Here is a 12,380-nt window from a genome sequence, read left to right on the forward strand (position 1 = left end):
TGGCCCTCGCCCAGAGTGCGGTGCGCCCAGGCGCCGGCGACGGGGCCGAGGGCAAAGCCGAGCGAGCCCGCGACGTTGAAGCCGGCGAGGGCGCTGGCGCGGGTCTCGGGGGCGGTCCACTCGGCGGTGAGGGCCAGGGTCGGCGGGAAGATCATCGCCGCCAGGGCCCCCAGGGCCATGAGGATCGGATAGTACGGCCCGTCGCCGACTCGCCCGAGCAAGGCGAAAGCGGCGGCGTAGCCGGCGCAGCCGAGGCCGAGCAGGACGAACGGACCGTAGCGGCGCACCAGGCGGTAGGTGCCCAGCTGCAGGAAGGCGAACGGCAGCAGGAAGGCGGCGAGCGCCCGGCCGCGGGCCGCCGGATCGGCGCCGTGCTGCTCGAGCAGCCAGAGCGGAAAGACGACGACGAAGAGGCCCACCGTGAAGCGCTCCATGGCGTAGATCGCCCAGGGGAGAAGGAGGCGCGGGCGCGCGGCGAGAGCGCTGCCGATCGCCGCCAGGCGAGGCCGCGAGTGACGGCCGGGGGCCTCCTCGAGCGCCAGCGCCACTGCTGCCAGGAGGAGGAAGAGCGTCCCCGCCAGAGCGAGCGGTGCACGCGCCCCCCAGTGCTGCGTGACGAGGCCGCCGATCGGCGCGCCGAGCCCGACGCCCAGGATCAGCGAGGCGCCGGCGAAACCGGCGAGGCGCGGCCGGCTCCGGTCGTCGGCGCGGTCGAAGAGGAGCGCCATCGTGGTCGACCAGCCGGCGATCGCGGCCCCGCCCTGCAGGAAGCGCAGCGCGAGGAGCAGTGGAATCCAGTCGATCCCGAGGTAGGCGAGGTAGAGCAGGCCGCTCGCCGCGAAACCGCCGACGATGAATGGCCGGCGGCGGCCGAGGCGGTCGGAGAGTGCCCCCCAGAGCGGCGCGAAGAGCAGGTAGGCGACCATCTCGACGGTGAAGAAGAGCGCCGCGTCGGTGACCGAACCGCCGAGCTCGTCGACCACGAGTTCCTTGAGACCGGCGACGACCAGCGTCAGATTCAGCATGGCGACGAAGAGGCAGGCGCAGGCTAGCGCCGTGGCGCGCGAGTCCACGCGGGAGGCGGGCGGGGTGCCCGCGGTGGGCACGTCGGGGTTGGGTTCGGGTGGGAGCATCTTTCGGGGGCCTTGCCCGTCGCGGGTGGCGCGAGATTCTGCCATGCGGCGGTGCGGGCTAGAATAGGGCAGAATCCCCACGACGCAGGACCAAGGAGCCAGGAACCGCGGTGACCGAACGCAACAGCGGGACGATCCTCGACGGCAAGTACGAGATCCTCGACCGCCTCGCTGCCGGCGGGATGGGAGAGATCTGGCGCGCGCGCCACGTCCACCTGCAGGAGCTGCGGGTCATCAAGATCCTGCGCGCCGATCGGGCCACCGATCCGCACGCCCTGCAGCGCTTCGCCCAGGAAGCGCGCATCGCCACCCAGATCAAGCACCCGAACGTCGCGATCCTCTATGACTTCTCGCGGCTTCCCGACGGCAGCTTCTACATGGTCTCGGAGCACATCGAGGGCGAGCACGTCCACGACTGGCTGAAGACCCACGGCGTCTTCCCGCTGCCGCTCGCCGTCGACCTGGGGATCCAGACCCTGCGCGGGCTCGAAGCGATCCACGCCGCGGGGGTCATCCACCGTGACATCTCGCCCGACAACATGATGATCACCCGCGACCGCCGCGGGCGCTATCAGATGAAGCTCATCGATCTCGGCCTGGCGAAGAACCTCGAGGCCCAGGCCGGCCTCGAGATCACCCAGGCCGGCATCTTCATGGGCAAGCTCATGTACTGCTCGCCCGAGCAGGCGGGGGCGATCAAGGACGCGCCGCTCGACCACCGGAGCGACCTCTACTCGTTTGCCGCGGTGCTCTACGAGATGATCACCGGCAAGCCGCCGTTCGACTCCGAGAACCAGCACGGCTTCGTCTTCAAGCGGCTGACCGAGCCGCCGCAGCCGCTGATCGGCAGGAACCCCCAGGTGCGGGTGCCGCAGGAGTTGAACGACCTCGTGCTGCGCGGTCTCGAAAAGGACCGCGAGCTGCGCTTTCCGGACGCCCTCACCTTCCTGCAGGCGCTCGTCCGGATGGCCGAGCAGCTGCGCCAGGTGGCCACCCAGGAGATCCCGTTGCCGGCGCTCGCGAAGGGGGTCGTGAAGCCGGCTCCCACAAGCTCCCCGCGGCCGGCTTCGCGCCCGGGCTCGGCCTCGGAGCTCTCGCGCGAGGAGCGGATCGATCTTCTCGCCCAGATCGACCGCGCCGCCAAGAAGGTCAGCGAGGCCTCGCGCCTCGCCGACCTGGCCCGGCAGGCCTTCGCAGCCCGCCGCTATGACGACGCTGCGGGCCTGGTGACCCAGCTCGAATCCGTCGCGCCGAGAAATCCCGCGGTGGCGGAGCTCAAGGAGCAGCTCGCAGAGGTGGGCAAGGCCTTCTCGACGCCGTCGGCTCGCCCGGCAGCGCCGGCACCGCTGCCAGCCACGGCGGTCACGGCAGCCACGGTGACCCCGGCGGCCGCTGCAGTCCCTCCGCCAGCGGCGCCAGCACCCCTGGCCCCCGCCCGGCCGAGCCGAACCGCCGAGATCGAGGTGCCCGTGCGTCCCGCAGCCGCGCCGGCCGCTGCGGCGCCGTCGGCTCCGGCACCGCCGGCGATCCGCCCCTTGCCGTCCCGTCCGGTGCCGGCAGAGCTCAGCACGGAGGAGCGCGAGCGGGCCGCGAAGATCGCGGAGGCCGAGCGGCTCCTGGTCAAGTACCTGCAGGAGAATCGCCAGTCGCTCGCCAGCTTCGCGCTCGAGACGCTGGTCGAGCTCGACCCCCAGCATCCGCGCCGCGACCTGTTCGCGAGCGCCATCCAGATCATGGGCGAAGAGCGCGGCGCGATGGAGATTGCCGGCGCCATTCTCAAGGAGGGCCAGGACGCCGTCTTGCACGGCGACCTCGTCGTCGCCCGACGCAAGCTCGAGCAGCTCGAGAAGGCCGATCCGACGACGCAGCTCGCCGAGTCGCTGCGCAGCGCGATCCAGGGCGCCGAGCAGACGGCGGCGACCGACGCCGCGCTCGGGCGCCGGCGCGACAACCTGGAGTCGCTGCTCGAGTCGCACCGGCTCGACGAGGCCGAGCGCGAGTTGCAGCGCTTGTCGGCCAGCGGCCTCGCCAAGGTCTCGGTCGAGACCTATCGCCTGCGGATCGCCGACATCGCGGCGCTCGCCGAGCGGGATGCGAAGGCGCAGGAGTTCGAGCGCTTGTACAAGGAGAAGGTCCAGGCGCGCGACTGGTATGCCGCACGCGACGTCGTCCTCGAATTCGAGCGCTCGATCCCCGACAGCCCGCGCCCCACGCTGCTCTACAACGAGATCAGCCGGCTGGAAGAGGTGCATCGCCGCCAGCAGGGGATCGAACAGGGCGTGCAGCAACTCGAGACTTTCCTCAGGCAGAAAAAGCGCGCCGAGGCCGAGCTGGCGTTCAAGATCCTCCTCCAGATGGATCCAGGGTACCCGCGCCGGGCCGAGTTCGAGAACCGGATCCAGAGCCTCCCGCGCTAGGCCGGGCTTACCGCCGCACTTTTCTTGCCCGGGCGCGCTCCCGCGCCGTAGACTCCGGCGATTGTGAACAGTCCGAAAGAGCGGCTTCGCACCTACGCCTTCATGAAGCTCGCGCGCGAGTTCGACGCGCGTTTCGAAGCGATGCTGCTCACCGGCAGAGTCTCCAAGTGGTACAGCGCCATCGGCAACGAGGGGATCACCGTCCCCGCCGGGCTGGCGCTCGAAGCCGGTGACGTCCTCTGCTCGCTGCATCGCGATGTCGGCGCGATCCTCTCGTTCTACCTCGATCCGGCTCGGGCCTTTCCGGGCTTCGGATTCGGCGCGCCGGACGGCCGCCGGGGCGAGCCCGAGGCGCTCTTCTACCGGCTCGCCTGCCAGGTGCTGGGCAAGGCGGAGGGCTTCTCGCACGGCATCGAGCGCTCCTACCACTACGGGCATTTCGACGAAGCCGCGGGGATCTCGCACGTCGGGATGATCAGCCACCTCGGAGCCATGATTCCGGTCGCTGCCGGCTGTGCCTTCGCGATGAAGAGGAACGGTGGCGATCGCGTGGCGATCAACTTCATCGGCGAAGGCGGGACCTCGACGGGCGACTTCCACGAAGCGATGAATCTAGCCGCGGTCTGGAAGCTGCCCCTGGTCCTGGTGATCGAGAACAACCGGTACGCCTTTTCGACTCCGGCCCGGCACCAGTATGCCTGTGTGCAGCTTTCTGATCGCGGGCCGGGCTACGGCATTCCTGCGCTGACGGTGAACGGCAACGACCCGGACGAGATGGCAGCCACCCTCGCCAAGGCGGTGTCGCGGGCACGGGCCGGCGGCGGGCCGACCCTGATCGAGGCGGTCGTCGGGCGATTGCGCGGTCATGCCGAGGGTGACGGTTCGATGAAGGTCGTGCCGCAGGAGGAGCTCGATCTCTATCTCTCCCGGGATCCGGTGCCGGTCTACGCCCGGCGGCTTTCGGGCGAAGGTCTGCTCGACCTCGAAACCGAGGAGCGGCTGCACGCACGTGTCGCGGAGTTGGTCGAGACCGCCATCGATCGCGCGTTGGCGGCGCCGGCGCCCGCTGCCGAGGAGGCCTTCCGGCCGGTTCTCGCCGCGTCCGGGGCGCGCATCTTTCCGCGCTGCGTCACGCCGACCTTCGCGGCGCCCTCGCCCGAGAGTCCGACGGAGGACGCAGTCCCGAACCTGGTCGAGGACTTGACCGATCTGCTGGGCAAGCCCTTCGACCCCGCACACGGCGAGGCTTCCGACGCCGATGCGGGAGAAGCGGAGGCCGCGTCAGCGATGATCGCGCTGGCCGACCCCGACATTCCGACCGCCATGGATGCCTTTACCGGCGGCGCCGTCGGTCCGACGAAGGCAGGCGAGGTCACCTATCTCGACGCGATTCACCAGGCTCTGCAGGAGGAGATGGAGCACGACTCGTCGATCGTCCTCCTGGGTCAGGACATCGCGCAGTTCGAGGGCGCTTTTCGGGTCACGAAGGGGCTGCATGCGCGATGGCCCGATCGCGTGCTCGACACGCCGATCTCCGAGAGCGGCACGCTCGGCCTCGCGGCCGGGGCGGCGCTCTTCGGGTATCTGCCGGTGGTCGAGATGCAGTTCGCCGATTTCGTCTCGTGTGGCTTCAATCAGATCGTGAACGTCATCGCCAAGCTGTTCTACCGTTTCGAGCGCCCCTGCCCGGTGATCGTGCGTCTGCCGGCAGGTGGCGGGGTGGGGGCCGGGGCCTTTCACTCGCAGAACCCGGAGGCCTGGTTCGCCCACGTCGCGGGCCTCACGGTGCTCTGCCCCGCGACCGCGGTCGACGCCAAGGGTCTGCTGAAGTCGGCTCTCCGTGGCGCCAACCCGGTGATCTTCTGCGAGAACAAGTTCCTCTACCGCCGGGTCAAGGCGACTCTGCCGGCCGGCGAGCACCTGACGCCGATCGGCAAGGCACACATCCTGCGCGCCGGTCGGGACATCACGTTCGTCGCTTACGGCGCCTCGACCTGGATCGCCATGGAGGCCGCCGAGGTACTGGCGGCGGAGGGCATCGAGGCCGAAGTGGTCGATCTGCGCTCCCTCGTGCCCTACGACGAGGAGACGGTCCTCGCCTCGGTGATGAAGACCAATCGCGCGGTCGTCGTGCACGAGGCGCAGCTGACGGGCGGCTTCGGCGGCGAGATCGCGGCGCGCCTCGCCGACCGCGCCTTCGCCTTCCTCGACGCCCCGGTCAAGCGGGTCGCCTACCCCGATCGCCCCAGTCCGTACTCGCGCATCCTCGAGCACGCCCTCTTCCCCGATCGCGACAAGCTCCTCGCCGCGGCGCGCGAAGTTCTGGCGTTCTGAGCTGGAATCGCGCCAGCCCGGCAAGTTCTCGCGACTTGGACCATGAACATTGACTATGGTACGGTTCTTTCATGGAGACGATCGCGATTTCGAAGTTCAAGGCCACCTGTCTGGCGGTCCTGGAACGGGTCCGGACAACCGGAGAGCCGATCCTCGTCACTCGCTTCGGAAAGCCGGTCGCGGAAGTTCTGCCCCCGCGGGCGGAGAGGGCAGGTAAGCGGGTCCTCGGTCAGCTCGCTTCGTCCACCAGGATCCTCGGCGACCTGATCGAACCGGCGCTTCCTGCGGACGAGTGGGAGGCGATCGGTGGCAGGAAGCGGAAATGAAGCTGTTGCTGGATACCCATGTCTGGGTCTGGTCCGCTTCGACGTCGAGCCGACTGAGTCCGCGGGCGCGCCGGACGATCGAGTCGACGGCGAACGAGATCTGGATTTCGCCCATCAGTACCTGGGAACTGATCCTCCTCAGTGATCGCGGGCGGTTGAACCTCGACCCTGACCCCATCTCATGGCTGCGAGCCGCGCTCGCCGCCGTTCCGGCTCGCGAAGCACCGCTCAACCACTCCATCGCGATCGCGAGCCGGCGTATCGACCTGCCTCATGACGACCCGGCGGACCGGTTTCTCGCCGCTACGGCGAAGGTCCTGGATCTGACGCTCGTGACCGCCGACGAACGCCTGCTCGGCTGTCGCGAGATCAAGACTCTGCGAGCGTGAAGGCGCGGATGCCGACCAGCCCGGGCGGGCCCTGGCGAACCCGGGAGATGAGCAAGGGCAACGGCTCCCTGCTCTGCTAGGGTTTGAACCCATGAGTTGGCTTACCTGGCTTGGCCTCGCCGTCCTCATCACCGCCATCGCGGCCATCACCGGCATCAAAGCCCGCGGCACGCGCCCTGTCGCCCGCACCCAACTGATGGGAGCGGCCCGGATCGTGTTGGCGCTGGGAGTCCTCCTCTTCCTCTACCTCGCCTATCGGGCGCGCACGGGCGGCTGAGGTCCAGGCGTTCTGAGCTTCCCGGTCTATCTGGAGATCGGCGGACTGCGGCTCCATCCGCACGCCGCTTTCGAACTGCTCGCCTACTTCGTCGGCTTCCGGCTCTATCTGCGCGATCGCAGGCGGCGCGGTGACTTTCTGGACTCCCCGCGTCGTTGGTGGATCGTCGCCGCCGCGGCGGCCGGCGCCGCGCTCGGCGCGCGGCTCCTGGCGCTCCTCGAATGTCCGGCGGAGCTCTGGAGCGGCGACGGCTTTCCGCTCGAGCGCCTGGCCGGCAAGTCGATCGTCGGCGCAATCGCCGGCGGCTGGCTCGCGGTCGAGGGGGCGAAGCGGCTGGGCGGGATCGAGAGCCGCACCGGCGACCTGCTGGCGATCCCGCTCGCGGCGGCGATCGCCATCGGCCGCGTCGGCTGCCTGCTCGCCGGCGCCGGCGACCGCACCTTCGGCGACGCGACGACGCTGCCCTTGGCCTTCGACTTCGGCGACGGCGTGCGCCGCCTGCCGATGCCGCTCTTCGAGAGCCTGTTTCTGCTCATCCTCGTGGTCGTCCTCGCGCGCTGGCGGACGCGCTCGCCGGCGGAGGGGGATCTCTTCCGCGGCTTCGTCGGCGCCTACTTCGGCTATCGTCTCCTCGTCGACTTCGCCAAGCACGCCGACTGCCGCTGGCTCGGCCTGTCGACGATCCAGTGGGTCGCGGTTCTGGGCCTCGCCGCCCTGGCCCCCGACCTGCGGCGCTGGCTCGCGGGCTCGGGGAGAACGAGTGTGGAGAGCGCGTCATGACAGAACGCCGAGCGCAGTCGGCCCGCAGCGGGCCGGACTGGGGAAGGGGCGTGGCCTGGTTCTGCCTGCTCGGCGTCGTCTGCGCGGCTTCGCTCTGGGCCCTGGTCTTGGTCGACTGCGCACTGACAGGTGGTGGGTGGTCGCGACCGGAGGGGCTCGAGGTCCTCTACTTGCTCGGCGTGGGCCTCGCCCCCCTCCTGCTGGCGCTGGGCGCGGTGGTCGTCCTCTGGCGAACTTCGGGGCCGCCCTTCTCGAACCCTCGCAAGAGAGACTAGCGGCGGAGTCCCGGAGCCGACGAGACCTCGCCGCGTTTCCATCCCGACTCGCGGATATGCTCCGCTGACCTTGCCGGCCGGACGAGGGAGGGGTTGGAGATGGGTTGGTTCCGCAATCTCGGCAGCGATCGCCCGTGGGCGCAGGGCTGCGTCATCGCTGGCGCTGCGACTGCCCTCGCGGCGACGAGCTGTTTTGGCTTCCTGCTCACGCTCGACATGAACAGCGGCTCTTCGAATCTCGGCGAGGTGGCGAACGTTCTCATCGCCGTCGTCTTCGGACTCTCCGCGCTCGCCGTTCCGGTGGGCTTCATCTGGTTCATCGTCGGGCTGGTGAAGAACGCCTCGAAGGGCCGCGCGCCGCAGTTGCCTCTGCCGCCGCCGCAGCCTCCGGCACCGCCGTCCGGAAGTGACGGGCAGGGATGAGCGTTCGCGTCCGGCCGTACCTCTTCTACGACGTCGCGGTGACGATCTGTTCGGTCTGCTACCGCAAGCTCGAGGGCAAGATCGTCTTCGAGGAGGGCTCGGTGTTCCTGCTCAAGAGGTGTCCCGAGCACGGCGCCGAGAAGGTCCTGGTGGCCGACGACGTCGAGTACTACCGGCGCTGCCGCGAGGTCTTCATCAAGCCGCCCGAGATGCCGGCGCGCTACAACACGCCGGTGAAGTGGGGCTGCCCCTACGACTGCGGTCTGTGCACCGACCACGAGCAGCACTCGTGCCTGTCGATCGTCGAGATCTGCGACGCCTGCAATCTCGCCTGTCCGATCTGCTACGCCGAGAGCGGGCCGCACCGGCCGCTCTTCCGGCCGCTCGCGCAGATCGAGCGCATGCTCGACGCCGTGGTACGCAACGAAGGCGAGCCCGACGTGGTTCAGATCTCGGGCGGCGAGCCGACGATCCACCCCGAGTTCTTCGAGATCCTCGACGCCGCACGGCGCCGGCCGATCCGGCATCTCATGGTGAACACCAACGGCATCCGCATCGCCGAAGACGAGGCGTTCGCTCGGCGCCTCGCGGAGTACCGGCCGGCGTTCGAGATCTATCTCCAGTTCGACTCGCTGCGCGCGGCGCCGCTCAAGGCTCTGCGCGGCGCCGACCTGCGGCGCATCCGCGAGCAGGCGCTCGAGCGGCTGAACCGGCTCGACATCTCGACGACGCTGGTGGTGACGGTCGAGAAGGGCGTGAACGACGACGAGCTCGGCGAGATCGTCGAGTTCGCCCTGGCCCAGCCCTGCGTGCGCGGGGTGACGTTCCAGCCGGTGCAGTCGGCGGGGCGGCTCGAGGGGTTCGATCCGGCGAAGCACCGCCTCACCCTGACCGAGGTGCGCCGCCGGATCCTGGAACAGAGCTCGCGCTTCCAGCCCGAGGACCTGATCCCCGTGCCCTGCCATCCCGACGCGCTCGCCATGGCCTATGCGCTCAAGCTCGGCGGCGAAGTCGTGCCGCTTACCGGCATGATCGACCCGCAGATCCTCATCGAAGGAGCGCGGAACTCGATCGTCTACGAGCGCGACCCGGCAGTGCGCGAAGGTCTCTTCAAGCTCTTCGCGACCAACCACTCCCCGGAGTCGAGTGCCGGCACCCTCAAGGACCTCCTCTGCTGCCTGCCGACGGTGGCGGTGCCGCCCGAGCTCTCGTACGCCAACCTCTTCCGCATCCTCATCGTCCAGTTCATCGACGCCCACGCCTTCGACGTGCGCTCGGTGAAGAAGAGCTGCATCCACTTCGTCCACCCCGACGACGGCCGCCTGATCCCCTTCGACACCTACAACCTCTTCTACCGCGATCAGCTCGAGAGCACGCGCCTGGAGGCGCTGCGTGCCGCGGCAATCCGCTAGCGGCGCTCCGCGCCGCAGAGGTCCGGCCGAGGTCCGATAGCCGCGCTCCGCGCCGCCGAGGTCCGCTTGCCGCTCCCGAGGCGGCATTGGAACCCCCCCCTGGTTTGCTTTATGCATGGTCGTAGGACACCCGAAAGGAGAGTCTCCATGCGCCCTCGCTTGCCCTCTTGCGCCGTCGCCCTGATTCTCATCTCTTCGCTTCCCGCCGTCGGACAAGAAGAGAGCTTCGAAGCCTCGGTCTTCGTCGAGCCCGGGGGCTCCTACTCGGAGGACGATGGACTCGATCTCGACACCGGGCTGGGCGTGGGCGCGGGCGTCGGCTGGCGCTTCGCCCAGCACTGGACGGCCGAAGCGCGCTTTACCCTCTACGACCCTGAGTCTGGCGACGCCGAGTCCTATCAACTCGGATTGCGCTACGCCTTCGGCGACACGGATGCGCGCTGGCGCCCGTTCGTGACGGGCGGCGTGCATCTTGGTCAGCGCGAGTTCCGGCGCGAGGTCGTTTGCGTCGCCGGACCCTGCCCGGATCTCGAGCAGAGCTACGACGACACTGGGCTCTTCGCCGGCGGCGGAGTCGACTGGCAGCTGAACAAGTGGTTCGCCCTGCGCTTCGAGGGCCGCCTACTGGTCTACGACTCCGAGCTCTCCGACGACATCGAGGAGGATCTCGATCTGAACGCGGGCGTCGTCTTCCGGTTCTGAACCGCCAGTTGAGCTTCGCCAGCGCCGGGCTTCTCGTCGCGTCGCCTTCGATGCTAGCCTCCCGGGTCCATGAAGACTGCCCCCGAGACGACGGTGATCGCAGCGCTCGAACGCGCGGCGAGAGAGTTCGGCGAGCGCCCGGCGCAGGCCCACCGCACAGCCGACGGCTGGGTGACGACGTCGTGGCGCGACTATTGCGACCAGATCTTCTGTGCCGCGGCCGGATTCGTGGAGCTCGGGGTGGTTCCGGGAACGGGCCTCGCCATTCTCTCGGCGAACCGGCCCGAGTGGGCGATCGCCGATCTCGCCGCGATCGCGGCGGGGGCGATCCCTACCGGCATCTTCGTCACCAACACTCCGGAGCAATGTGCCTACGTCCTGGATCACACCGAGGCGACGGTCGCGGTCGCCGACAATTCCGAGGCGTTGGCGAAGCTCCTCGCGGCACGCGGCGGGGCGCCACGCCTGCGGACCATCGTCCTCTTCGACGAGGGTGAGGTCGAGACGTCGGCCGCAACGGCCGCCACCGCAGGACACCCGGAGATCGTCACCTGGCGCCGGCTGCTCGAGCTGGGGGCGGCGGCCGGGAAGAAGATCGTCGCGGACCGCCTGGCGGAGCAACGGCCCGACGATGTGGCGACGCTCATCTACACCTCGGGTACGACGGGCTCGCCGAAGGGCGTCGAGCTGACCCATCGCAACCTCGTCTGGACGGCCTGGTGCGGCGCCCACGAAACGATCCGCATGAACCCGGAGGATCGCCAGCTCTCCTACCTGCCGCTGGCGCATATCGCCGAGCAGATGCTGACGCTCCACCTGCCGCTGCAGCATGGCGGCTGCACTTTTTACGTTGCCGCGCTCGATCGCGTTCCGGAGGCGCTGCGCGAGGTCCGGCCGACGATTTTCTTCGCCGTTCCGCGGGTCTGGGAGAAGCTCCAGTCGGCGGTCGAGAAGGCGAGCAGTGAGGCGCCGCCGCTGCGTCGGCGACTCCTCTCGTGGGCGCGCCGCAAGGCGCTCGCCGCGGGCTACGCCGCGCAGCGCGGCGAAGCGGTCGGCTTCGGCGCGGCGCTCGCCGATCGCCTCGTGCTGGGCAAGGTGCGCGCCAAGCTCGGACTTCATCGCGTCCGCCACGCGGCCTCGGCGGCGGCGCCGATCTCGCTCGGCACGCTCGAGTTCTTCCTCTCGCTGGGCGTGCCGATCTTCGAGATCTACGGTCTGTCCGAAACCTCGGGACCGGGCACGATCTCGACGCCGGGCCGCTTCCGCACCGGCTCGGTCGGCCCCGCGATGCCCGGAGTCGAGATCCGCCTGGCCGCGGACGGCGAGATCCAGATGCGCGGTCCGAACATCTTCCGCGGCTATCGCAAAGACCCGCAGGCGACCGCGTCGGCGATCGACGCCGACGGCTGGTTTCACACCGGCGACATCGGCGAGCTCTCGCAAGACGGCTTCCTGCGCATCACCGACCGCAAGAAGGAGCTGCTCGTCACCTCGGGCGGCAAGAAGATCGCCCCGGCGCCGATCGAGAACCGGTTGCGCGAGATCGAAGGGGTGGCCCACGCCGTCCTCCTGGGCGAGCAGCGCAACTACGTCGCGGCGCTCCTCACCCTCGATCCGACGGCGCTTCCGACCCTCGCAGGGCGCCTCGGTTCTCCCGCCCGATCGATCGTCGATGGCGCCCGCTGCCCGCTGCTGCGAGCCTTCTTCGGAAGCGAGATCGAGCGCGTCAATGGAGAGCTCGCGCGCTACGAATCGGTGCGCAAGTTCGAGGTGCTGCCGACGGAGTTCACGGTCGACGGCGGCGAGCTCACCCCGACCCTCAAGCTGAAGCGCAAGGTCGTGCGTCAGAAATTCGCCGCCAGAATCGAGGAGATCTACTCGCAGGGAGCTGGCTGAGCCGCCGGGCCCGGCC

Annotated in this window: 12 protein-coding genes; 11 read left to right on the forward strand and 1 reads right to left on the reverse strand. The window is 69.4% G+C overall.

The genetic code is table 11. From position 1 onward, the window contains the following. Window positions 1–1,133 (reverse strand): MFS transporter (locus tag KBI44_00840; GenBank protein ID MBP9143002.1); only part of this gene is annotated, 1,133 nt, incomplete at its 3' end. Between the two features lie 110 nt (window positions 1,134–1,243). Here KBI44_00840 and KBI44_00845 point away from each other — a divergent pair. The 11 genes from KBI44_00845 to KBI44_00895 all read left to right on the forward strand — a co-directional run bounded on the left by KBI44_00845 (window position 1,244) and on the right by KBI44_00895 (window position 12,364). Then, a complete protein-coding gene (locus tag KBI44_00845) occupies window positions 1,244–3,550 on the forward strand; it encodes a protein kinase (protein ID MBP9143003.1) in 2,307 nt (768 codons plus the stop codon). A gap of 63 nt (window positions 3,551–3,613) precedes the next feature. Beyond that, on the forward strand, window positions 3,614–5,884 hold the full coding sequence (locus tag KBI44_00850) for a dehydrogenase E1 component subunit alpha/beta (GenBank protein ID MBP9143004.1): 2,271 nt from the start codon (window positions 3,614–3,616) through the stop codon (window positions 5,882–5,884). Window positions 5,885–5,955: 71 nt separating this feature from the next. After that, complete coding sequence (locus tag KBI44_00855) at window positions 5,956–6,210, forward strand: type II toxin-antitoxin system prevent-host-death family antitoxin (protein MBP9143005.1); 255 nt, start codon at window positions 5,956–5,958, stop codon at window positions 6,208–6,210. Beyond that, window positions 6,207–6,599, forward strand: coding sequence for a type II toxin-antitoxin system VapC family toxin (locus KBI44_00860; protein ID MBP9143006.1), 393 nt, complete (start codon window positions 6,207–6,209; stop codon window positions 6,597–6,599). Before KBI44_00855 ends, KBI44_00860 begins: the two co-directional genes overlap by 4 nt. Window positions 6,600–6,690: 91 nt before the next feature. After that, window positions 6,691–6,876, forward strand: a complete 186-nt coding sequence (locus KBI44_00865; protein MBP9143007.1) for a hypothetical protein — start codon at window positions 6,691–6,693, stop codon at window positions 6,874–6,876. 30 nt (window positions 6,877–6,906) lie between these two features. Then, the gene (locus KBI44_00870; protein MBP9143008.1) at window positions 6,907–7,656 is read left to right on the forward strand and encodes a prolipoprotein diacylglyceryl transferase; all 750 of its coding nucleotides are present in this window, start codon (window positions 6,907–6,909) and stop codon (window positions 7,654–7,656) included. Further along, complete coding sequence (locus KBI44_00875; GenBank protein ID MBP9143009.1) at window positions 7,653–7,931, forward strand: hypothetical protein; 279 nt, start codon at window positions 7,653–7,655, stop codon at window positions 7,929–7,931. The genes KBI44_00870 and KBI44_00875 overlap by 4 nt, the downstream gene beginning before the upstream one ends. A gap of 99 nt (window positions 7,932–8,030) precedes the next feature. Continuing rightward, a complete protein-coding gene (locus tag KBI44_00880) occupies window positions 8,031–8,354 on the forward strand; it encodes a hypothetical protein (GenBank protein ID MBP9143010.1) in 324 nt (107 codons plus the stop codon). Beyond that, window positions 8,351–9,766: a radical SAM protein gene (locus tag KBI44_00885; GenBank protein MBP9143011.1), complete on the forward strand. Its 1,416-nt coding sequence runs from the start codon at window positions 8,351–8,353 to the stop codon at window positions 9,764–9,766. The genes KBI44_00880 and KBI44_00885 overlap by 4 nt, the downstream gene beginning before the upstream one ends. 147 nt (window positions 9,767–9,913) lie before the next feature. Further along, window positions 9,914–10,468 carry a porin family protein gene (locus KBI44_00890; GenBank protein MBP9143012.1) on the forward strand — a complete coding sequence of 185 codons (555 nt, stop codon included), beginning with the start codon at window positions 9,914–9,916 and terminating at the stop codon, window positions 10,466–10,468. Between the two features lie 69 nt (window positions 10,469–10,537). Further along, window positions 10,538–12,364: a long-chain fatty acid--CoA ligase gene (locus tag KBI44_00895; GenBank protein MBP9143013.1), complete on the forward strand. Its 1,827-nt coding sequence runs from the start codon at window positions 10,538–10,540 to the stop codon at window positions 12,362–12,364. Window positions 12,365–12,380: the final 16 nt, after the last annotated feature.

The sequence above is a fragment of the Thermoanaerobaculia bacterium genome (genome assembly GCA_018057705.1).
GTDB lineage: Bacteria > Acidobacteriota > Thermoanaerobaculia > Multivoradales > JAGPDF01 > JAGPDF01.